Here is a 22,572-nt window from a genome sequence, read left to right as displayed (position 1 = left end):
ATGAAATCTACCGCAACATCACCACAAGACTATTTAGAATCTTTACCTGAAGATAGAAAATTAGTAATACAACAATTGCGGGATACCATTATTAAAAATCTTCCGCAAGGTTTTGAAGAAACCATGTGTTATGGAATGTTAGGCTGGGTGGTTCCGTTTTCCACTTATCCAAAAGGGTATCACTGTGATCCTAAACTGCCATTAATGTTTCTTAGCATTGCTTCCCAAAAAAACTTTATTGCTGTGTATCACATGGGGATTTATTCCGATAAAAGATTGTTAGATTGGTTTGTTGCCGAATATCCTAAACATTCTAAAACGAAATTGGATATGGGTAAGAGTTGCATCCGATTTAAAAAAATGGATCAGATTCCTTTTGAATTGCTTGGAGAACTGTTTCAAAAAATATCGGCTACAAATTGGGTTATGTTGTATGAGCAAATGCTTAATCGTGAAAAATAGCAAAGTTAATTTTATCTAAAAGTAAGGACAAACCTTACTTTTTTGATTTAACTTAGTATCCACTTAAAACATAAAAATGAAAATAGCCATTGTTTGCTATCCAACCTTTGGAGGGAGTGGTGTTGTAGCCACAGAGCTTGGGTTAGAATTAGCCCGACGCGGACATGAAATTCACTTTATTACCTATAGTCAACCGGTTCGTTTAGCACTGTTAAATCAGAATATTCATTACCATGAAGTTCACGTTCCAGAATATCCACTGTTTCATTATCAGCCTTATGAATTAGCCTTATCCAGTAAATTGGTCGATATGGTTAAACTTCACAACATTGAAATACTGCATGTGCATTATGCCATTCCGCATGCTTATGCAGGGTATATGGCTAAGCAAATGTTAAAGCGTGAAGGAATAAAGATTCCTATGATTACCACTTTGCACGGAACTGATATTACTTTAGTTGGAAATCATCCCTTCTATAAACCAGCAGTAAATTTCAGTATTAATAAATCGGATTATGTGACTTCCGTTTCTTTGAGTTTAAAAGAAGAAACGTATAGGTTATTCGATATTAAGAAAGACATTGAAGTAATTCCGAATTTCATAGAAATCGATAAAGAACGAATGGATGTGACTTCTAATTGTCATAGATCGTTAATGGCAACAAAAGAAGAAAAAATTATTACACATATTAGTAATTTCAGAAAAGTAAAACGAATTACCGATGTAGTGAAAATTTTCTATAATGTACAAAAAGAAATTCCGTCGAAGTTAATGATGGTGGGGGAAGGCCCAGAAAAAGAAGTTGCTGAAAAACTTTGTAGAGATTTGAATATTACAGACAAGGTAATTTTCTTCGGAAACAGCCATGAAATTGACAAAATATTATGTTTTTCAGATTTGTTTCTATTGCCTTCTGAAACGGAAAGTTTTGGTTTAGCAGCACTAGAAGCAATGGCCTCTGGCGTTCCAGTAATTTCCAGTAATTCTGGAGGTTTACCAGAAGTAAACAAGCAAGGCTATTCAGGATATTTAAGCGATGTAGGTGATGTTGAAGAAATGTCTAAAAATGCAGTTTTAATTTTGTCAGATGACAGTAGGCTTCTTCAATTTAAAAAGAATGCACTTGAACTTGCAAAAGAATTTGACATTCAAAATATTATGCCTATTTACGAAGCTTTATATGAAAAAGCATTGAAAAAGTATAAAAACAAAAATTTGATTAAATAAAAAAGTCCCGATTATATCGGGACTTTTTTTATTATTAGAAACGGTAACGGATACCTAACGCTAAATCCGGTCCGAAGTTGTCATCTCTCCAGTCATCATTGAAGTATAACTCAGGTCTGAAGTCTAATGATAATTGCAATGGAATATCGAAATTATATTCGATACCAATATCTCCAGCTGCAAATAAGAAAGTTCCACTGTCGCTAAAACCATGTTTGTCGTAGCTCCAAGAACCAACACCACCACCAACTCCAGCATACCAGTTGAAACCTTTATCGATGTTCCATACCCATTGGTAAAGACCAGCTAATTTAAAAGCATCAACATCATGACTATTTCTCCAACCTAAATCGAATTCTAAACGGTTGTTTTTAGAAAGACCTCTTTGATATGAAATTTCACCTCCAAAGCCATCGTTGTCCCCTAAACGTAAACCTAATGCGTTCTTTGAAATTTCTTGTGCTTGTGCGCTAAATGCTAAGCCTAGTAGCATAATAGCAGATAAAATTACTTTTTTCATACTGTTTTTAATTTTAACAAATATAAACTTATCTTTTTTAATTTTAGTATAGTTTCAAAAAAAATTAACATTAATTGTAGGTGTCTAAAAACTCTTCTTGGGTTTGTGAATTAGTAGGATCTATGCCTAATTGAGTAGCAATTAAAGCATTCATGTTATATGATGTAACAGTGTTTACATATACAACTCCTATGGTATCAGCAAGGTATTGTGTAGAGGTTAATACATCTTGTTCGGAAAGTACAGTTTGTGTAAATGGTGTGCCGCCAATATCGATTGTTGTAGTTACAGAAACACGAAGCACAATTTTTGAGGTTCTTACATTAGAATATACATCTGTACCTGAACCAGGTACTGTAAAGCTATTTAATACATTGCCGCCAATAGATTTTAGGGTGTAATTAATTGTCAACGGATAGCCTTGAATAGTTTGATTAATAGTTCCAGATTTAGAAGAAAGCAATTCACCATTTGCTGCATTTTTTTTAAAAATGATAAAATCAGAAAGCGATAAATCTAATGTAATTGGTAATTGTTGTCCAGAGGCCAATCCTAAGTCTCCTGAAAGTAATAGTTTATGATCTTGTTCACGAACCCCATTGTTTCTAATAGACGATGTATAAAATCCTGTAGCAATATTATCTTTTGTTTTAAACTTCTTATACGTTATCGAATTAATAAGTGTATCGCCAGATATATATAATGAGTCTCGAGTATTGTTTGTTCCATCAGTAACATCGTATGTCCAGTATTTACCAGTTTCCAAGGGTATGGTAAAATTCGTACTTGGTATGTTTGAATCTGAAGGGCTGTCCGATGAACACGAAAAAAGAGCTAAACTAAAAAAGGCAAATGATACTAATTTTAATTTCATGATTTTAGTAAGGGTTTTAGATTAGCTAATATACTAAAAATGAAATAGATTTTATTTTTTTGTCAAAATTGAATGAAGAACCATTTGCTCGTAAAGTTGCTCTTCCATTTCGAAATATTCTTTTTCTTCATCTATTGGAGTTGTTTTTTGGTGTGTATAGAGCTTCCAACGTTTTTTATGATATTCTAAGGCTGTTAGGTTTTCAATCCAATCGCCCGAATTTAAATAGGTTGTTGAACCATGTTTTGTAGTGCGTATTTCCAATTTAGGTTCATGTATGTGTCCACAAACTACGTAGTCGTATTGGTTATCAATAGCTACATCTATAGCAGCATTTTCAAAATCGGCTATGAATTTTACTGCCTTTTTTACACCGGATTTAATTTTCTTAGATAGCGAGTAAGGTTCTTTCCCCATTTTAACCAAACACCAGTTTATAAAGCGGTTTAATAAAATTAAATAGTCATATCCAATGCCACCAAGTTTTGCAATCCATTTTGCTTGATGAACCGAATTATCAAAAACATCGCCATGAAAGAACCAAGCTTTTTTTCCATCCAACTCTAAAACCAATTTATTAATGATAGATATATTACCCATTTTAGTATCAGCAAATTTACGAAGCATTTCATCGTGGTTGCCTGTTATGTAATATACTGTTGTTCCTTTTGATGTAAAATCGATTATCTTTTTAATGACTTTTAGATGTGATTTTGGAAAGTATGATTTCCTAAATTGCCAAATATCAATAATGTCACCATTTAAGATTAATATTTTAGGCTTAATCGATTTTAAATAGGCTAACAATTCATTTGCATGACATCCAAAAGTGCCTAAATGGACATCAGAAATAACAACAAGATCAATGTTTCTTTTTTTCAATGTAGTTTTGTTTCAAAGCAACTATTTAAAAATTACTATATCGTTATCGGACCGTTACCATATTATTAGTTAATTTTGATTGTATCGGATAAATACGCTTAAAAAACTTACTTTTGATTAAAATTTGAAGCAATGGCAGGCAATACTTTTGGAAATAAATTTAAAATAATGACTTTTGGTGAATCGCACGGCGAAGCAATTGGTGGGATAATTGATGGCTGTCCTTCTGGAATTGCGTTAGATTTTGAAGCGATTCAAAAAGAATTAGATCGAAGAAAACCAGGTCAGTCTGCAATTGTAACCCAGCGAAAAGAGTCGGATACCGTTACGTTTTTGTCGGGGATTTTTGAAGGTAAAACCACAGGTACTCCTATTGGATTTATGATTCCGAATGAAAACCAGAAATCAAACGACTATGAACATTTAAAAGATACGTTTCGTCCTAGCCATGCCGATTATGTTTATGAAAAAAAATACGGAATACGTGATTATAGAGGAGGCGGAAGGAGCTCCGCTCGAGAAACCGCAAGTAGAGTAGTTGCAGGCGCTATTGCAAAACAGGTTATTCCGAATATTAAAATTAATGCCTTTGTTTCTTCGGTTGGAGAAATTTTTATAGATAAACCATATCAGGATTTAGATTTTTCATTAACCGAAATGAACCCTGTTCGCTGCCCAGATATTGCTACTGCTCAAAAAATGGAAGAATTTATTAAACAAATTCGAAAAGAAGGAGATACTGTTGGTGGTACAATAACTTGTGTTATTCAAAATGTTCCTGTTGGTATTGGTGAACCTGTGTTTGATAAATTACATGCCGAATTAGGTAAAGCCATGTTGTCTATTAATGCCGTAAAAGGCTTCGAATTTGGCAGTGGTTTTTGTGGTGCCAAAATGAGAGGAAGTGAGCATAACGACCTGTTTAATCCAGACGGAACTACAAAATCGAACTTGTCCGGAGGTATTCAGGGAGGAATTTCTAATGGAATGGATATTTATTTTAGAGTTGCATTTAAACCCGTTGCGACCTTAATGCAAAAACAAGAAGTTTTAGATGTAACCGGAAATATTATAGAGCAGCAAGGTAAGGGAAGACACGACCCATGTGTAGTTCCAAGAGCAGTGCCTATTGTTGAAGCTATGGCAGCTTTGGTTTTGGTGGATTACATTTTGTAATAATTAACTGTTAAATAGATAGGTTAATTCACAATTTTATATATTTTTGTTAAGCAAACTCAAAACTATATTAATATGAAAAAACTATTACTCTCTTTAACATTACTGTTTTCTTCACTGGGATTTTCTCAGGTAACAATTTTTCAGGATAGTTTCGAAACGTATAATGATTTCGATATCTCTGGATTTGGACAATGGTTAACATTGGATTTAGATTTGTTAGATACTTACGTTGGAGGTGGAGCAGCTTCTGATCCATCATGGAACGCTGCATGGCCTAATGCTGGTGCACCACAGGCTTTTCAAATTTTTAATCCTACTACAGCTTTAGTGGTTAATGCAACTAATGGTGTTGGAGGTGAAACAGAAAACAGAAACTTCGATCCTAGGACTGGTTCTAAATATGCTGCATGTTGGGATGCTGTTCCTTCTACAACTGGAGGTCCAACGGCAAACAATGACTGGTTAGTAAGTCCACCAATTAGTTTAGTGGGGGCTACCGGAAGTGCATTAAGTATTTGGGCAAAATCAATGTCGGATAGTTACGGACTAGAAAGATATAAAATAGGTGTATATGTTGGGGCTGGTACTCCTACAACTACAACAGATTTTACTATTATTTCTGGTGTTGGAGTTATTCAACCACCATATGGTACTTGGACTGAAAGAACACAGTCATTATCTGCATATGACGGTCAAACAATTCGAATTGGTATTCAATGTGTGAGTAATGATAGATATATGTTTATGGTTGATGATTTCAAAGTAACTGCTGCAACGTTATCTACAGATAGCTTTGTGTCATCTAAGTTTTCAACTTATCCAAACCCTGTAAATAATGTAGTTAACATTTCAAACAAAGGAAATATTCAAATTAATTCTTTAACGGTTGTAGATGTTAACGGAAGAATCGTTAAATCAATTGAATTAAATTCTGTTTCAGATTCTCAGGTTAACGTTTCAGATTTGAATGCAGGAGTTTATTTCCTTAACATCAATACTAACGAAGGTGTTGCTACTAAGAAAATCATTAAAAACTAAGTTTATTAGCATATAACTAAAAGTCCCGAATTCTCGGGACTTTTTTATTCTAAAAATTTAGATTTTAATTCTGGTGTAGGAATCATACAACTTTCTTTTTTTCCATACCATTTATATCGATTTTTGGCGATGTAATCGTATCCTTTATTTTGAATCCAATTCGGGAATATTGTAAATAAAGCTAATAAACTATATATGCCACCTATAGCTTTTGCAATTTCAATTGCGGCTTCTGCTTTTATATGATAGGCAATTCCGGGTTCATAAAGAATAATACTGTCAGTTTTTTGAGTATCAATACCAATGTGTTTTATAATTTCCTGACCCAATTCAGATTGAAGTGATACAAATCGAAAGATATCGTTTTTATCGGCTTTAATAATTTTTTGGACAGTGGAATCACATAAATTACAAACTCCGTCAAAAAGGATTATTTTTTTATTTTCGGGCAGTTTTTCCATATCATTTCGCTTGAACAAATTCTAATTCGTCTATACTGACTTTAGAAGTAAAAATACCATAATTAACAGTAGCTTTGTTTTTTTCTATTGCATCAATAGTTCCAATAGATTTACCATCAATCATGCGAACGCGATCACCAACTTTAAGTTGCACTTTTGGTTTGTTAGCTTCTTCTTTTTGAAGCTTTATTTTCTTTTCTTTTTTCTCTTTCCTAATTTCTTCAACAATTACTTTTACTTCTTCAATAACTTTCTTCTCAACAATTTCCTTGGCTTTTTTCTCTTTTTGGGTTATTTTTTTTCGTTTGGAATTTTCAATTTCAACCATTTTCAGAAATTCACCAATAAGTATTTTTTTGTCTTTATTGTTAAAGTATTTTTCGGATATATCATCTACCTTTTGCCCCATGTAAATTAACCTCTGGTTTGCATCAAAAAGTTCTTGGTAACTTTCTAATTTTTGTTGAATTTTACTGTTGATGCTTTCCATTTTTTTGCTTTCTTCACGCGCTTTACTTTCTTCTTCTTTTAGATTTTGAGACGTTTTTTCAAGCTTAGAACGCTCTTTTTGAAGATTAGCTATGGTTTTGTCAAAACGAACTTTTTCGCCTTCTACTTTCTTTTTTGCACGATTGATTAATCCGTATGGAATACCATTTTTTTGTGCAACTTCAAATGTAAATGAACTTCCGGCTTGACCTAAATGAAGTTTATACATAGGTTCTAACGATTTCTCATCAAAAAGCATGTTTGCATTTGTAGCAAATGGTAATTCGTTGGCTGATATTTTAAGATTGGTATAATGTGTAGTGATAATACCAAAAGCTTCACGAGAATAAAATTCTTCCAAAAATACTTCTGCTAAGGCACCACCCAATTCTGGATCGGAACCAGTACCAAATTCATCAATTAAAAACAAGGTTTTGGCATTACATTTTTTTAGGAAGTAATTCATGTTTTTTAATCGATAGCTGTATGTACTTAAATGATTTTCAATAGATTGATTATCTCCAATATCCGTCAGTATACGATCAAATAAAAAAGTTTCACTTCTTTCATGAACCGGAATTAGAAGTCCGCTTTGCAGCATTAATTGGAGTAGTCCAATTGTTTTTAAAGTAATACTTTTTCCGCCGGCATTTGGACCAGATATAACTATAATTCTACTATCATCTTTAAGTTCAATGGTTTGAGGATAGGTAGGTTGTTTCTTCTCATTATTTTTTAAAAGTAAGATAGGATGAAAGGCCTCACGAAAATACAAACACTTTTTGGTGGTAATGGCTGGTAGAATACCGTTAATTCTATTAGCATATCTCGCTTTTGCTGCTGTTACATCCATATCGCTTAAAAAGTCCTGATATTGCTTTAAAAGGTCGGTATAAGGGCGAATGGTGTTTGTAAGTTGTTTTAAAATACGAGTAACTTCTTCGCGTTCTTCATACTCTAAGTTACTTAATTCTCTGGAATAACGCAATGTAGCTTCTGGTTCAATATAAGCGATGCTGCCCGTTTTTGAACTTCCAAGTATTGAACCTTTAACTTTTCGTCGATACATCGCCAAAACCGCTAAAACTCTTCGGTTGTCAACTATGCTTTCACGAATATCATCTAGATATCCTAGTCCGTTATACGTTGAAAGTGCTACACCAAAACTCTGATTTATTTTACCGCGAACCAGATTCATATTTTTTCTGATTTCGGATAAATTAGGAGAAGCACTGTCTTTTATTTCACCATATTTGTCTAAAACTTCATCAATTTTTTGAACAATAAACTTGGTGTATTCTACTTCAGTAGCTTTTAAGTTTAATTTAGGATAATAACTATCGAACTTTTTAAGAAACACCAATAAAGTGTTGGCTGTTTCAGATAATGTGGCAATTTTTTTAAAACTTCCGGCTTCTAAAAAACTGTCTTCAATGGCAAGAAACTTTAATTCGTTTGTTATCTCATCAAAATAATGATTCGGAATAGCATTGTTATTGCTATAAGAAGAAACATATTCAGACGTTTGATACAAGATATCCATTAGTAATTCCTTCTCTTTAAACGGAATAATAGACAAGGCTTTCTGTTTTCCCAATTCTGTTGTACACAAATCGGAAACCGTTTCGAGAACCGTGTGAAACTCTAAATCTTGTAATGTTTTATTGGTAATTGAAATCATTTTTGTTTGTAAAGCATCAAAGTTACAAAGGTTGTAAGCCTCTTTGCAATAGATTTTTATATTTTTGATTAAATTTTAGCTATGAACCTATCAATTAATTCATCTTGGAATGAAGTATTAGCTTCAGAATTCAAAAAAGATTACTTCGTAACATTATGGAAACAAGTTGAAGAAGAATATGCGACAACTACCTGTTTTCCACCAAAGGAATTAATTTTTAACGCCTTTAATTATTTTCCATTTGATAAAGTTAAAGTAGTGATTATTGGACAAGATCCTTATCATGGAGAAGGAGAAGCAAACGGATTGGCGTTTTCGGTGAATGATACGGTTAAAATTCCACCGTCGTTATTAAACATTTATAAAGAAATCAACAACGAATTCAATCATATATTGTTGCCAACTTCGGGTAATTTAGAACGATGGGCAACCCAAGGAGTTTTATTGCTAAATGCTACGCTAACAGTAAGGAAAGACAATCCTAACAGCCATAAGCATTTAGAATGGCAAAAATTTACAGATTCGGTTATTCAAATGTTGTCCGATAAAAGTGAAAACTTGGTTTTTTTGCTATGGGGAGCATTTGCTCAAAAGAAAGCGGAGCTAATAGACCCGAATAAACATTGCGTGCTTACTTCTGGACATCCATCTTTTGCTGGAGTTCATAAAAAATGGTTTGGAAACAATCACTTTAAACTAGCGAATAAGTATTTAGTTAAATACGGAAAAAGCGAAATAGAATGGTAAAAAAAATCCGCCAGAAGGCGGATTTTTTAATTTACTGTAAAGTATAGAAAACCTTGAGAGTCGGTATTATCTGCATTGGTTGTAATTCGAACCATAGTTTTGTTTGCTGCATTAGCTGAAATTAAATCGGTTGATTGCACACCTGTATAACTTTGTCCGAAGCTTAAACGATAGTCACCTGCAGTAGTAATCGTAACGTCTTTATCCGCTTTATACGTCATACTAGTTGAATTATAATTAGCATTTACGGGTTCGTATTCGTCTTCATTATTGAAAACAGTAACCCATTGGTTACTAGTATTTTTCTTTTCTAAACGATAAGCAAAGCCAAAATAATCTGCGCCACTTGTTTTACGAATATCTAATAAGTTTGTTTGTCCTTCTTCAGGAAGGTATCTTGAAAATTCAGTGTGAAAACTTAAGACTTCTCCAGTTAAAGCTGGCGGAGTATCAATAGTAATAAGATCGGGAACCGAAAGATAAACTTGATTGTAAAATTCATCGTCACTTTTACACGAAACAAGTGATAAAGTTCCTAGTAAGGCTATGTATAATAATTTTTTCATGGTAATAACTTTTAAAATCGGTATCCAATATTGGCTCCAACACGTTGAACATAGGTAGGACTTTTATCTGTATTCAAAAGGTTTTTTCCAACCCCAACATACAAATCCATACAGAATTTATCGTTAAAATAAAGTTTATACCCAACAGCGCCTCCTAAAGCTAAATCTGTATATTTTTTTTCTATAGCAGCTACATAATTGTAGGCGCCATCTTGTAAGTGTTCAAGCTCTTTGTACTTACCACCATTTACAGAAGCAAAAGCTTCAACAAAATAATAGTTTTTTTCGCTTTTAGAAAGGGAATAACGTACAAAAGGATTCACTTCGTATTCAGGTAATGTTTTATTGAAGTTTTCCTGAAAATCATCTTTAGCTTTATTGCTTTTTGCTAAACTGGTGCTTAAACCAACAGAAAAATCTTTGTTTAAAAAACGTTCGTAACTAACCTGAAAACGCATTTTAGTGATAACGGACACTACGTCAAAGCGAATTTCATTTTTTTTAAGTGAAAGCGGACTGGCAACTGCAGTACTATCTTCTTGTGCATTAGCAAACTGAGCCAAGAAAATAACAGCCAGTAGAGCAATTTTTTTCATACTTATATTTTAAATAATGATGGTAAATATAGCAAAAGCAAGTTTAATTAAAAGTAAGTTGCCCTAGAATTTCTTCACTCATAAATGGTCCTCCTGGATATTTAGCTGTATAGTCGAGGTTTAGCCATATTTGACCGTATTCGTCAATGTGATAATGAATTTCTTTTCCTTTAGATTCTTCCGGAAACAATTCTTCTTTAATTAAATAGTTGATATTTTCTAAATCGACTCTAGTTCCAATAAGCATTTCCGGATATAAATGTCCACCAGTATGGATAATTCTTGGTGTTCCTCCAATGGCTCTTATTAGGGCAGAAGTTAATATAGCATGATCATCGCAATCACCAGAAAAATGTTGAAGCGATTCACTGGCATAGGCAATATATTCGCGACCTTTAGGATCGTTTACATAGTTCCAGCGGTTTCTGATTTCTTTAAAAATAGCAAAACACTGAATAATTTGACGGTATTCTCGGTGTCCTTTTACATCCTGAAAATGCATTGTAGTTGCTTTCAGTGCGAAATTTCGAACTTTTGGATTGGTATAATCCACAGCATCTATAATTTTAGATTTATTCGGAAATGGAAGTAATTTCGAAATGATAATGTCTTGTGGATTCGGACTGTCGTTCATAGTGAAAATCATAGCCTGATAATCTTCTAATACTGCCGAAAACCCGTAACCGCCAAATAGTGTTCCCCAAACTAAAGCAATAAGGTATAAAAAAATACAAATGATAATAATTGTTTTTAATAGTCTTAAAATCAATTGTACAACAAGCAAAATTACCAAAAACAGTGCTATTCTGTCGGCTTGAAGTGGCCAGCCCGGATCAATTAAGTTTTGATGGGCTATGATAAAAATAGGGATGGTAATTAAAATATTCAGTAAAAAAATCACAACAGTATCCCAAGGCTTTGGCAAAGAAAGCTTTTCTCGTAAACGAAGTAACTTTGGGGGTAATGCTGGAACCATTAGAGTTTCCCTAACTATTTTACAATCAAATCGAAATTGAGTTTTGTTTCAATCAAATGTAATTCAAATAATTGGTTTTGTATTTTATCAAACGTGTTTTTATCTAATTTCTTTTGTGACCAGCGTGTTAATTTTAACCATTCCTGGATATCTTCTAATTTTTGGTTGTAACGCGTAGCTAATGTTCTGTCTATACTCGGAATTTCTTTAAATTCGATTGTGGTATTATTGATGATTTCTAAAATTTGAGCCACAACATGTTTGTTGTTTGTTAAAAATTCATTTCGAACCGCAATCACAAAACAAGGCCAAGGAGTAGGGCAGTCGGCTATTCTTCTAAATGTACCATTGTCTACCAAGGGTTTAGTCATAAAGCGCTCCCACATAAAATAATCGGCTTGACCTGAAGATAAAGCTTCAACAGCACCGTCAATAGTATTTACAATTTCAAACTGCAAATTTTGTGTATTCCAATGTTGTGTTTTAGCATTAACAATCGCCATTAAATGAGAGCCGGAGCCCATACGACTAATAGCGACTTTTTTATTTTCTAAATCCGATAATTGTTGAAAATCAGATTTAGCATCCACATGAATTCCCCAAATTAAAGGCGATTGCACATAAATTTGAACAATAGACGAATCGTTTCCTGCAGAAATATCTTTTACAATTCCTTCGGTTAAAATTACAGCCATGTCAGTTTCGCGATTACGTAGCATCTGACACATTTTTCCGGTTCCTTCTGGTACATCGGTCCATTGTAAATCGATATCTACTTCATCAAATTCACCATTTTCAATACATAAGTGCCATGGCAAATTAAAATGTTCCGGAACTCCGGCTATTCGTACTGTTTTACTCATGAATTATAATTTTTATTGTATTCGTGAATTTTTAATTTCATAACTGTTGTAAATAATCTTTTTTATTCAATTCAAACCAAGCACATTCATCGTCACCATGAAAAAAAGTTCCTGTGTTTTTCATTCCAATTTTTTCAAGAATTCGTTTCGAACCTTCGTTACCAATCATCGTGTGTGCGTAAACTTCTTTAAGTTTCATTTCATCAAACGCATAGTCTAAACAGGCTTTAGCAGCTTCATAACCATAACCTTTCTGCCAAAAGTTTTTAATGAAACGATAGCCCAAGTCATAGAAATTCTGATGTCCGTTAATTTCTTCTTTAACCAATTTCAAACCAGCCCATCCAATAAATTGGTGATTCTCTTTTAAAAGAACAGCCCATCGACCAATACCATTTTCGTGATACTGCATACGAACGAAATCGATAATGTTTTGTGCTTCTTCAATGGTTTTGATTGGATTTTTACCCAAAAACTCATGAACATCCATGTCGGAATCCAAATGAAAAATTCCTTCTTGATCGGAAGGAAGCAATTCTCTTAAAAGCAAACGTTCGGTTTCGATTTTTATATGCATTATAGTTTGTTTTCTAATTTATACCAATTGTGTAAAACTTCATTAACCAAATAGGAATTTGTAAACTGAAATCCTAAATGTTTAAGCAAATGGTTAGAAGCTACGTTTTCAGCTTCAGCGCAGGCAAACAATAGTTCAAGTTTCATTACTTTAAAACCATAATCAATCCAAGCAAAACCTGCTTCTTTAGCATATCCATTCCCCCAGTATTCTTCAGAAAATCGGTATCCGATATCATAAAAATCAGCATAACCATTTTCTTCGTTCGCTCTATACTTTAGTCCGGAAAAACCAATCAATGCATTATTCTCTTTCAATACCACTGCAAACCTGCCAATCCCATTTTGGATATATTCTGCTTTAATTTTAGCAATATACTTTTCCGTTTCAGCTATGTTACGTAAAGGATTTCGCAAATACTTACTAACATTAGGATTGTCATTTATTTTAAAAAAATCAGCTACATCAGCATCCTCTAAAGGACGAAGAATAAGGCGTGAAGTTTCTAAAACAGGCAAGTTCATTATACAGCTTTTAAATTCGAAATTACTACTCTAAAACCATCCGGATCCAGTATCATTTTTCCATTTTCATTCCAATACGGATTTTTTGAAGCAATTATTGAGATGTTGTTATTTATTACATTATCAATCAGTTTGTTATACTTGATCTTTGATTCGGGATAAAACACCAAAATATCATCTTCATCAGCATGATGATTTGCAATGTCATTCGATGTTGTAAACTCTAAATGCCAATCGGAATTTTGATAACCAAGAAACACACCATCATAAGAATCGTGATTTTTAAAACTTCCCAATACTTCGAACTCCAAAACGTTTACATAAAAACGTTTGATTCTTTCCAAGTCATTAGTATGTCGAGCGAAACGGAATTTCATTATTCCACTAACTTATCCAAAGTGTATTTAATTAATTCTTCGACAGTTTGTTCTGGTCTTGAGCTAAATTCGCCTACTGCTCTGTTGGCAATAATGGCGTTTAACGATAAGCAGTTATGTCCTAATAATTTTCCAAGACCGTAAATTGCAGATGTTTCCATTTCAAGATTAGTCATTCTGGTTCCATTATAATTGAAAGCATCCATTTTTTTATTCAAATTCGGATCTTGAATGTTCAAACGAACTACACGACCTTGAGGCCCGTAAAATCCACCAGCCGTACCTGTAAAACCTTTATGGAATTTGTCGGTGAAGATTTTATCTTCTAAGCTGGAAGCACAGGGAACAACTGTTGGTCGCCCTTTGCGTAAATCCCAATTGGTTTGAGCTATAAAAGCGTCTTCCAATTCAGAAACGGAATGTTCTTCAATTAAATACGAGCGTAACATATTGTCTAATCCAATCGCGTATTTGCTCATAACCCAACTGTCAACAGGAATATCAGCTTGTAATGAACCCGAAGTACCAATACGCACAATATTTAATGCTGTATGATTAGGTTTAACAGTTCTGGTTGTTAAATCAACATTCACTAAGGCGTCTAATTCATTCAATACAATATCAATATTATCAGGGCCAATTCCCGTAGATTGTACGGTTAATCGTTTACCTTTATAAATACCTGTTTCAGTTTTAAATTCACGTTTTTGCGTAGTAAATTCAATACTGTCAAAGTGTTTTGTGATTTTGGCAACACGTTCTTGATCACCCACAAAGATGATATCGTGAGCAATATTTTCCGGACGTAGATTTAAGTGATAAACACTACCGTCTGGATTTAGTATTAATTCTGATGATTTTATTTCTGACATAATTTTTTGTTTCTGAGTTACTTAATTGCTTGGTTGTGTGTTTCTAGTAGCTCAACTGCGACTGCGACTGCGAACTTATTAATCAACCACCAACGCGTTTTACTTTAAAGCCTTTAAATTTTAGCATTTCCATGATTTTGTCGCGATAATCACCTTGTATAATAATCGCATCGTCTTTAAAACTCCCGCCAACGCTTAATTTGGTTTTAATTTCTTTAGCTAAAAGTTTAAAATCTTCCACATCACCTTCGTAACCTTCAATAATAGTATTTACTTTTCCTTTGCGTTTTTCGAATTTGCAAATCAGCGGTTCTTTTTGAATAAAGAGTTCATGATTTTCGTGTTGAACTTCTTCCGGTTCATTCGATTCTTCATGCTCTGGAAATAAGTTTTTAAGTTGATCGCGTAAGTCCATAATTATAAAAGCCCAATAAGGTAAAACGTAGTTTTCAAAGTTATTTAAAAATTAAATTCCAAATCCCAATTTGACTTGGAATTTGGAATTTATGTATTGGAATTTTTTAAAAAATTATTTTTTAATCAATCCTAGATCTACTAAACGTTCGTATAAGAAATCACCAGCAGTAATATCATCATACAATTTAGGATGTTCTGCATCGATACAGCTTTCTAAACAGTTTAATGACATATCACCAACTGGGTGCATAAAGAATGGGATAGAGTAACGCGAAGTTCCCCATAATTCTCTAGGTGGGTTCACCACTTGGTGAATAGTAGATTTTAATTTGTTATTGGTGTGACGTGATAACATATCACCAACATTAATTACCAATTCGTCTGGTTCTGCGATAGCATCAATCCATTGACCGTCATGGTTTTGAACTTGTAATCCTTTACCTTGAGCACCCATTAATAAGGTAATCAAGTTAATATCTCCGTGGGCAGCTGCACGAACAGCTCCGTCTTGAGGTTCATCTGTAATAGGAGGGTAGTGAATAGGACGTAAAATACTATTTCCGTCTTTAATGTATTTGTCGAAGTAGAATTCATCCAATCCGATATAAATAGCCAAAGCTCTTAATACATAAACACCAGTTTTTTCAAGCATTTGATATGCTTCTTTACCAACAGTATTAAATTTTGGTAATTCAGAAACAGAAACGTTATCTGGATATTCGTTAGCGTATTTAGAACCTTCACTTACATACTGACCAAAGTGCCAGAATTCTTTTAAGTCACCAGCCGAACGCCCTTTAGCATGTTCTTTACCAAAAGAAACATAACCTCTTTGTCCGCCAATACCAGGAATTTCGTATTTTGCTTTTACATCCAAAGGAAGGTTAAAGAAATTACGAACTTCACTGTAAAGTTCATCAACTAATTTGTCATCTAAGAAATGACCTTTTAATGCTACGAAGCCGATTTCTTCGTAGGCTTTTCCGATTTCATTTACAAATTTTTGTTTACGTGCCGGATCATCCGACAGGAAATCACGTAAGTCAACACTAGGAATGTTTTGCATTGTACTTAGTTTTTGTTAATAACTTTTTCGGTTTGAAACCATTATACAAACAAATGTAGAGAATAATTTTTGGATTAAAATAATAAAGTTGTCAACATTTTAAAAGTTTGTGTAATTCCACACTAATTGCGCCATTTTTATAACGAATAAAAAAAGAAAACAATTTAGGCTAAAAGTGTTATTTTTTATACTTTTGACTGCGTTTTTAAAGCACTAAACAATGAACTTCGAAAGAAAGAATCTAACCAACGAACAATTATTAGATTTATATAAAAAGATTTTAAAACCCCGATTGATAGAGGAGAAAATGTTAATCCTTATCCGTCAGGGAAAAGTATCCAAATGGTTTTCCGGAATTGGGCAAGAAGCTATTTCTGTTGGAATTACTTCGGTTTTGGATAAAGACGAATATATTTTACCGATGCACCGTAATTTAGGGGTGTTTACTACAAGAGAAATTCCGTTGCACCGTTTGTTCTCGCAATGGCAAGGTAAACGTAACGGATTCACCAAAGGTCGTGACCGTTCGTTCCACTTCGGAACGCAGGAATACAATATTATTGGTATGATTTCGCACTTAGGTCCGCAGTTAGGAATTGCAGACGGAATTGCGTTAGCCAATAAATTAAAGAAAAACGGAAAAGTTACCGCTGTATTTACAGGAGAAGGTGCTACTTCCGAAGGAGATTTCCACGAAGCATTAAACGTAGCTTCAGTATGGGATTTACCGGTTTTATTTGTAATCGAAAATAACGGTTACGGATTATCCACACCAACCAACGAACAATACCGTTGTGCTCAATTAGCCGATAGAGGTGTAGGGTATGGAATGGAGAGTCATGTAGTAGACGGAAATAATATTTTAGAAGTTTACAATCTAATCTCTGAATTAAAAGCTTCGATGATCGAAAATCCTCGTCCGGTATTGTTAGAGTTTATGACATTCCGTATGCGTGGGCACGAAGAGGCGAGTGGTACCAAATATGTTCCTCAGGAATTGATGGACATGTGGGCGATTAAAGATCCGGTGGAAAACTACAGAAACTATTTGAAAGCTACAGCAGTTTTATCGGATGAAGAAGACGAAGCAATTCGTGCAGATATTAAAAAAGAAATCGATACCGACTGGGCAAAAGTTCAGGAAGAGCCAGCTATTGTAGCTGATTTGAATGAAGAATTGAATGATGTATACCGTCCGTGGGAATATCAAGAAGTTAATCATTCAAATGAAGTAGAAAACATCCGTGTAATTGATGCCATTTCTAATGGATTACGTCAATCGATGGAGCGTCATGAGAATTTGGTAATTATGGGACAAGATATTGCTGAATACGGTGGTGCATTCAAAATTACTGATGGTTTTGTGGAGCAATTCGGAAAAGAACGTGTTCGTAATACGCCAATCTGCGAAAGCGTTATTGTTTCTGCAGCAAACGGTTTATCTATTAACGGATATAAAGCGGTGGTGGAAATGCAATTTGCCGATTTCGTTTCTACAGGATTCAACCCGATTGTAAATTTATTAGCAAAACAACACTACCGTTGGCAAGAGAATTCCGATGTAGTAGTGCGTATGCCTTGTGGTGGAGGTACTCAAGCAGGACCTTTTCACTCGCAAACGAATGAGGCTTGGTTTACCAAAACTCCAGGTTTGAAAGTAGTTTATCCGGCATTCCCTTACGATGCAAAAGGTTTATTAAATACAGCTATCAACGACCCTAATCCGGTAATGTTCTTCGAGCACAAATTATTATACCGAAGCATTTATCAGGATGTTCCTAAAGATTATTACACATTACCTTTTGGAAAAGCGGCTTTGCTAAAAGAAGGAAACGATGTAACCATTATTTCGTTTGGAGCAGGAGTGCACTGGGCATTGGAAACGTTAGCGAAAAACCCTGAAATTTCAGCGGATTTGTTAGACTTACGCTCATTACAACCGTTAGATTGGGATGCTATTTATGCATCGGTTAAGAAAACAAGTCGTGTAATTATCCTTCAGGAAGACACTTTGTTTGGAGGTATTGCCAGCGATATTTCTTCGATGATTATGGAAAACTGTTTCGAATACTTAGACGCTCCGGTAAAACGTGTAGGAAGTTTAGAATCAGCAATTCCGTTTATGAAATCGTTAGAAGACCAGTATTTACCAAAACAACGTTTCGAAACCGAATTATTAGAATTATTGAAATACTAAAAACTTTAGTTTAGACAATAAAAAAAGCCACAACATCTGTCGTGGCTTTTTTTATTGTCTAAGTATCTTCTCCATAGCTTTTCCTTTAGCCAATTCGTCAATCAACTTATCCAAATAACGAATTTGCTGCATTACCTTATCTTCAATGTCTTCCACACGATACCCACAAATAACACCTGTGATTTTAGAAACATTCGGATTAATTTGAGGTGCGTTGTTAAAGAAATCTTCAAAATTGGTTTTTTTATCCAAAATTTGTTTCAAACTTTTTTCATCATACCCGGTTAGCCAAAAAATAATTTGGTGTACTTCTTCTTTAGTTCTACCTTTTTTCTCGGCTTTAGCTATATAATGCGGATATACTCCTGCAAAAGACATTTTAAATACTCTGGAATTATCTGTATTTTTTTTCATTTTTATATAAAACTTACTATTTCAATGTAAATGTACAAACGTTTTTATTTCAAACTTAATTTAAAAGTTTGTGGATAATTTTAAATTAAAACTCATAAGTCCACAAAATTGTGGTTATATTTGTTTATAAATAATAAAGTCCACAGAATATGAATCATAAAAAAAACTACCGAAAAACATTAGGGATAACACAATTGGATACAGCGTTGTTAATAGGAACTACTAAAAGTAATTTTAGTATGTATGAAATTGGGCAAAGAGAACTTACTACGCAACAACTACTAGAACTTGTAAAAATGCAAGATTATGTTTTAAAGCGCAAAACTACTAAAACAGAAAGCGAATTAATTAAGCAACAGAAGCAACTAACAGAGATATTAAAAAATGAATTAAAAAAAATAGAGTTTGAAAAACTAACACTTGAGCGATTACTAGATAAAATAAATTCAAAATACCAAAAAGCATTGTCTTCCTTACTATTGGTAGAATACTTGGAAACGAATGATTCGCATAAAAACACTCATCAAGAGATAGCTAAAAAAATTCAAGTTACGGGAGAAAAATCAATTAAAACGCATGGACTTGCAAAATCGATTCCGATAGAGATTCGATTAAAAACTCTCAATTTTCAAATTGAAATGCTTGAGAAAGAGATCCAACTTTATACTAAATCATAATCCCTTAACATTTTATATATTTGCGTTATGCGAATTAAAACCATCAGTTTTTTAATTTTTTTATTGAATTTCCATCTTTCTTTTTCCCAAGAAAAGAAAGAATATGATGCTATATTCGAAAAACAATTGCTTAACGTACAATATCCCGGAGAACAATATGTAAATACGGGCGAATATTTGTTGTCGGTTTCCAATACCAATATCCAAAAGGCACAAGCTTATTTTTTAATATCTCAAGGGCAAAACCAATTGGGGAATATCGAAAAAAGCATTCAAAACTTATATGCAGCCAAAAGACTTTCCGATGCCGAAAACAACACATTTTTAAGCTGTTACGCAGAAATTATGGCAACTCGTTTTTGTTTCAATTTTGGACTTAACGATAAAGCGAAAACGTATTTAGACGACGCTCAAAACAAAGCCGAGTCTATTGATGACAGTAAGCAAAAAACCATTGTGCTTTCGTTGGTTTTAGAAGAACAAGCCAGAGAACTTATTTTAAATGGAAATATTCCTGCAGCTATAGATTTGCTGAAAAAAGAAGAAGCGTTGTGTTTTAGTAAAAAAATGCCTGAAATTTTCCTAACCGGAAACAGAAACCTGATAGGGTATTGCTACTTAAGAACGTCTCAAATAGATTTAGCAGAACATTATTTTGGCAATTGCCTTGCTACACTAAGTAAAAACAATATTACTTCGAGTTGTTCCATGAAGTATGCTCATTATGGTTTAGCGTGTGTTTATCTAACTAAAAACAATCCTATTGCCGATAAATACATCGCTTTCCTGAAGCAGGAATTGGTTTGTAAGCTTAATTATGAGGTAATTTTAATCAATGAATTATATCCTATTTTAAAAGAGAAAAACAGAACCAGTGATATTGCTTTTTTTGATGAAAAACTAGACGAATTTGAAGTTTTTGATCTTGAATCCAGACGTATTGGTAGAAATGTAATTCTAAAGCAAATAGAAGAAGACAGCAACGCTTCTTCCATAACCGATGAAGTATTTGGGTCTAAAAAGTTACTTATTCTAGGAGGCTTGTTGTTTGTTATCGTGCTTTTGTACGTGTATCATTCGGTAAAATACAAAAAGGAATATGCACAGTTTAAGCGAATCATGAACGAATCGCCTTCCAATAAGAAAACCATTCAAACATATAATAATCAACAGAATACATATTCTATCGAGGAAGAGAAGAAGGACGATGATTTAGGAATGAATGAGAAATCTAAGGAAGCTATTTTAGAAAAGTTAAATCAGTTTGAAGATTCAGAATTGTACCTAAAACAAGATATCTCCCTTGAAAAGCTTTCAAAATACACCGATGCCAATTCGAAGTATGTTCGTGAGATTATTCAAAAATATAAAAGCAAAAATTACAGCAGTTATATCAACGAGTTGCGTATTAATTACGTGATTAACCTATTAAAGAAAGATCCCGAATATTTAAAATACAAAGTAAGTTATTTGGCAGAAATTAGCGGATTTTCATCACATAGTGCGTTTTCTGTGGTATTCCGTTCGGTATCCGGATTAAGTCCGAACCAATTTATCGAGTTTTTAAAAAAGGAAAATAAAATTCATAATTAATAAAATCTCCTTACATTTAATAAAGCATTTTACAGTATGAGATATTGGGCCCTGATAGTTTTTCTTTTGTTAACCTTTACAATAAAGGCTAATGTAGATAGTACAGCTCAATATGAAAAGAAACTCACAGAGATAAACTTACTCATTTATTCCAATCCGCAAAAAGCGATAGAAGAAGGAATTATATGGTCTGAAAAAGCTAAGGACAAACCCGATTTTCAAGTTTCGTTTTTACTGGCCGTTGCCAATGCGTATGCTATCTTAAAAGATCACGAGCAATCGTTTAAATATGCTTTTGAAGCTAAAACTATTGCCGAAAAGAACTCCAATTCCATCAGTCAAATACGCGTTTTAGGCTTTATAAGCTCACAATACCATCGCTTAGAACTCGAAGACAAAGCTTTAGAATATCTAGAAGAAGCAGATAATTTAACAAAAGTTAACCCGCTACCGGATTCATTGCAGTATTTAAAAGGCAACATACTGTTTTTTAAAGGAACCATATTAAAAAACAAACTGGGTAACGAATATGCACTTCAAAACTATTTGAAAGCAATAAGTATTTTCGAGAAAAATAAAGGGCATAATAAAACATTAATCAATTCATTAGCTATCATTTACAGCAAAGTAGGAGAGATGTACATCGAAACCAAACAGCATGATAAAGCTAAGTTGTATTACGAAAAATGTTTAATTAATGCTCAAAGTGTTCGTTCTACCAAAATGGAAGGAACTGCCCTTTATGGATTAGGCCTTATTTTATTAAATGAGAATAAAACAGAAGAGGGTGTTACTATTATTCTGAAAGCGCTGGAAAAAAGTAAAGAAGCAAACGACATTGCTATTATTAAAGAAATTTACAAATCGCTTTATGAAAGTTATGGCAAACTAAATAATGAAACGGAAAAGAAAAAGTACCTTCAGTTGTATTTAGATGTCGAGAAAAAACTACTTAAAAAAGAAGAACATACACTCAACACTTTGGTTCAAAAAATGGAAAAGGAAAACCAAAGTAAAGAGAAAAAAAATAACAGATGGATTGTTATTTTAGGTGTTTTTTTAATACTTCTGTTGGGGGGAATACTGTTTTACCTTCGCAAATTGATTCAGAAAAGACGTGAACTCAAGTCTATGGGATTAAAATAATTATTTTATGTAAAGCATTGTAGTTAAAGGTTTTAAGATATTTTTTTCGCTTTTAAAAAAGTGGAATTTTCCATTTTATCAAAAGTATAGTACTAGTTATTGATGTGTGCTATGGGTAATTTTACAACTCGAAATCGAAATCTCTAAAAA

Annotated in this window: 25 protein-coding genes; 9 read left to right on the top strand and 16 right to left on the bottom strand. The window is 33.4% G+C overall.

Annotated elements, in window-relative coordinates; translation table 11 throughout:
* Together ACZ1JT_RS00195 and bshA are read left to right on the top strand one after the other, a co-directional pair.
* Positions 1–462, top strand: coding sequence for a DUF1801 domain-containing protein (locus tag ACZ1JT_RS00195; RefSeq protein ID WP_465094160.1), 462 nt, complete (start codon positions 1–3; stop codon positions 460–462).
* Between the two features lie 76 nt (positions 463–538).
* Positions 539–1,690, top strand: a complete 1,152-nt coding sequence (bshA, locus tag ACZ1JT_RS00190; RefSeq protein ID WP_465094159.1) for an N-acetyl-alpha-D-glucosaminyl L-malate synthase BshA — start codon at positions 539–541, stop codon at positions 1,688–1,690.
* 34 nt (positions 1,691–1,724) lie between these two features.
* On the opposite strand, the gene ACZ1JT_RS00185 is transcribed toward bshA, so the two are convergent.
* The 3 genes from ACZ1JT_RS00185 to ACZ1JT_RS00175 all read right to left on the bottom strand — a co-directional run bounded on the left by ACZ1JT_RS00185 (position 1,725) and on the right by ACZ1JT_RS00175 (position 3,966).
* Positions 1,725–2,210 carry a hypothetical protein gene (locus tag ACZ1JT_RS00185; RefSeq protein ID WP_465094158.1) on the bottom strand — a complete coding sequence of 162 codons (486 nt, stop codon included), beginning with the start codon at positions 2,208–2,210 and terminating at the stop codon, positions 1,725–1,727.
* Positions 2,211–2,280: 70 nt separating this feature from the next.
* Positions 2,281–3,084 (bottom strand): hypothetical protein, encoded by an 804-nt coding sequence (locus ACZ1JT_RS00180; RefSeq protein ID WP_465094157.1) that lies wholly within the window; start codon positions 3,082–3,084, stop codon positions 2,281–2,283.
* A 51-nt stretch (positions 3,085–3,135) separates the two neighbouring features.
* Positions 3,136–3,966 (bottom strand): UDP-2,3-diacylglucosamine diphosphatase, encoded by an 831-nt coding sequence (locus ACZ1JT_RS00175; protein ID WP_465094156.1) that lies wholly within the window; start codon positions 3,964–3,966, stop codon positions 3,136–3,138.
* A 132-nt stretch (positions 3,967–4,098) separates the two neighbouring features.
* Here ACZ1JT_RS00175 and aroC point away from each other — a divergent pair, with 132 nt between their 5' ends.
* Together aroC and ACZ1JT_RS00165 are read left to right on the top strand one after the other, a co-directional pair.
* Complete coding sequence (aroC, locus tag ACZ1JT_RS00170) at positions 4,099–5,142, top strand: chorismate synthase (RefSeq protein WP_465094155.1); 1,044 nt, start codon at positions 4,099–4,101, stop codon at positions 5,140–5,142.
* Positions 5,143–5,217: 75 nt separating this feature from the next.
* Positions 5,218–6,183 carry a T9SS type A sorting domain-containing protein gene (locus ACZ1JT_RS00165; protein WP_465094154.1) on the top strand — a complete coding sequence of 322 codons (966 nt, stop codon included), beginning with the start codon at positions 5,218–5,220 and terminating at the stop codon, positions 6,181–6,183.
* A 44-nt stretch (positions 6,184–6,227) separates the two neighbouring features.
* Here ACZ1JT_RS00165 and ACZ1JT_RS00160 read toward each other — a convergent pair whose 3' ends face one another.
* Positions 6,228–6,644, bottom strand: coding sequence for a thiol-disulfide oxidoreductase DCC family protein (locus tag ACZ1JT_RS00160; protein WP_465094153.1), 417 nt, complete (start codon positions 6,642–6,644; stop codon positions 6,228–6,230).
* Position 6,645: 1 nt separating this feature from the next.
* Positions 6,646–8,814, bottom strand: a complete 2,169-nt coding sequence (locus ACZ1JT_RS00155; RefSeq protein WP_465094152.1) for an endonuclease MutS2 — start codon at positions 8,812–8,814, stop codon at positions 6,646–6,648.
* Positions 8,815–8,895: 81 nt separating this feature from the next.
* Here ACZ1JT_RS00155 and ung point away from each other — a divergent pair, with 81 nt between their 5' ends.
* Positions 8,896–9,561 carry a uracil-DNA glycosylase gene (gene ung / locus ACZ1JT_RS00150; protein WP_465094151.1) on the top strand — a complete coding sequence of 222 codons (666 nt, stop codon included), beginning with the start codon at positions 8,896–8,898 and terminating at the stop codon, positions 9,559–9,561.
* Positions 9,562–9,587: 26 nt separating this feature from the next.
* Here ung and ACZ1JT_RS00145 read toward each other — a convergent pair whose 3' ends face one another.
* The 10 genes from ACZ1JT_RS00145 to ACZ1JT_RS00100 all read right to left on the bottom strand — a co-directional run bounded on the left by ACZ1JT_RS00145 (position 9,588) and on the right by ACZ1JT_RS00100 (position 16,395).
* Positions 9,588–10,127 (bottom strand): hypothetical protein, encoded by a 540-nt coding sequence (locus tag ACZ1JT_RS00145; protein ID WP_465094150.1) that lies wholly within the window; start codon positions 10,125–10,127, stop codon positions 9,588–9,590.
* Positions 10,128–10,138: 11 nt separating this feature from the next.
* Positions 10,139–10,723, bottom strand: a complete 585-nt coding sequence (locus ACZ1JT_RS00140) for a hypothetical protein (protein ID WP_465094149.1) — start codon at positions 10,721–10,723, stop codon at positions 10,139–10,141.
* A 43-nt stretch (positions 10,724–10,766) separates the two neighbouring features.
* On the bottom strand, positions 10,767–11,699 hold the full coding sequence (locus ACZ1JT_RS00135; RefSeq protein WP_465094148.1) for a transglutaminase domain-containing protein: 933 nt from the start codon (positions 11,697–11,699) through the stop codon (positions 10,767–10,769).
* Between the two features lie 14 nt (positions 11,700–11,713).
* The gene (locus ACZ1JT_RS00130) at positions 11,714–12,562 is read right to left on the bottom strand and encodes a substrate-binding domain-containing protein (RefSeq protein WP_465094147.1); all 849 of its coding nucleotides are present in this window, start codon (positions 12,560–12,562) and stop codon (positions 11,714–11,716) included.
* 37 nt (positions 12,563–12,599) lie between these two features.
* Positions 12,600–13,139: a GNAT family N-acetyltransferase gene (locus tag ACZ1JT_RS00125; protein ID WP_465094146.1), complete on the bottom strand. Its 540-nt coding sequence runs from the start codon at positions 13,137–13,139 to the stop codon at positions 12,600–12,602.
* Entirely contained in the window at positions 13,139–13,663 is a 525-nt protein-coding gene (locus ACZ1JT_RS00120; RefSeq protein ID WP_465094145.1) for a GNAT family N-acetyltransferase, read from the bottom strand. Before ACZ1JT_RS00120 ends, ACZ1JT_RS00125 begins: the two co-directional genes overlap by 1 nt.
* Entirely contained in the window at positions 13,663–14,040 is a 378-nt protein-coding gene (locus ACZ1JT_RS00115) for a VOC family protein (protein WP_465094144.1), read from the bottom strand. The genes ACZ1JT_RS00120 and ACZ1JT_RS00115 overlap by 1 nt, the downstream gene beginning before the upstream one ends.
* Positions 14,040–14,912: a nucleoside phosphorylase gene (locus ACZ1JT_RS00110; protein WP_465094143.1), complete on the bottom strand. Its 873-nt coding sequence runs from the start codon at positions 14,910–14,912 to the stop codon at positions 14,040–14,042. The genes ACZ1JT_RS00115 and ACZ1JT_RS00110 overlap by 1 nt, the downstream gene beginning before the upstream one ends.
* 82 nt (positions 14,913–14,994) lie before the next feature.
* The gene (locus tag ACZ1JT_RS00105) at positions 14,995–15,327 is read right to left on the bottom strand and encodes a translation initiation factor (RefSeq protein ID WP_465094142.1); all 333 of its coding nucleotides are present in this window, start codon (positions 15,325–15,327) and stop codon (positions 14,995–14,997) included.
* 114 nt (positions 15,328–15,441) lie between these two features.
* Positions 15,442–16,395: an isopenicillin N synthase family dioxygenase gene (locus ACZ1JT_RS00100; protein WP_465094141.1), complete on the bottom strand. Its 954-nt coding sequence runs from the start codon at positions 16,393–16,395 to the stop codon at positions 15,442–15,444.
* Between the two features lie 220 nt (positions 16,396–16,615).
* Here ACZ1JT_RS00100 and ACZ1JT_RS00095 point away from each other — a divergent pair, with 220 nt between their 5' ends.
* Positions 16,616–18,592 (top strand): alpha-ketoacid dehydrogenase subunit alpha/beta, encoded by a 1,977-nt coding sequence (locus tag ACZ1JT_RS00095; protein WP_465094140.1) that lies wholly within the window; start codon positions 16,616–16,618, stop codon positions 18,590–18,592.
* Between the two features lie 51 nt (positions 18,593–18,643).
* Here the strand turns inward: ACZ1JT_RS00095 and ACZ1JT_RS00090 are convergent, their stop codons facing one another.
* Positions 18,644–19,006, bottom strand: a complete 363-nt coding sequence (locus ACZ1JT_RS00090; protein WP_465094139.1) for a DUF2200 domain-containing protein — start codon at positions 19,004–19,006, stop codon at positions 18,644–18,646.
* A 149-nt stretch (positions 19,007–19,155) separates the two neighbouring features.
* Between ACZ1JT_RS00090 and ACZ1JT_RS00085 the strand changes: the two genes are divergently transcribed.
* Genes ACZ1JT_RS00085 through ACZ1JT_RS00075 form a run of 3 tightly spaced genes read left to right on the top strand, consistent with a single transcriptional unit; the run spans position 19,156 to position 22,422 of the window.
* Positions 19,156–19,683, top strand: coding sequence for a hypothetical protein (locus ACZ1JT_RS00085; RefSeq protein ID WP_465094138.1), 528 nt, complete (start codon positions 19,156–19,158; stop codon positions 19,681–19,683).
* 27 nt (positions 19,684–19,710) lie between these two features.
* Complete coding sequence (locus ACZ1JT_RS00080) at positions 19,711–21,276, top strand: helix-turn-helix domain-containing protein (RefSeq protein WP_465094137.1); 1,566 nt, start codon at positions 19,711–19,713, stop codon at positions 21,274–21,276.
* A gap of 36 nt (positions 21,277–21,312) precedes the next feature.
* Entirely contained in the window at positions 21,313–22,422 is a 1,110-nt protein-coding gene (locus tag ACZ1JT_RS00075) for a hypothetical protein (RefSeq protein WP_465094136.1), read from the top strand.
* Positions 22,423–22,572 lie beyond the last annotated feature (150 nt).

It is taken from the genome of Flavobacterium sp. IC2-16 (assembly GCF_055521455.1).
This window is presented reverse-complemented; position numbering and strand designations above follow the sequence as displayed.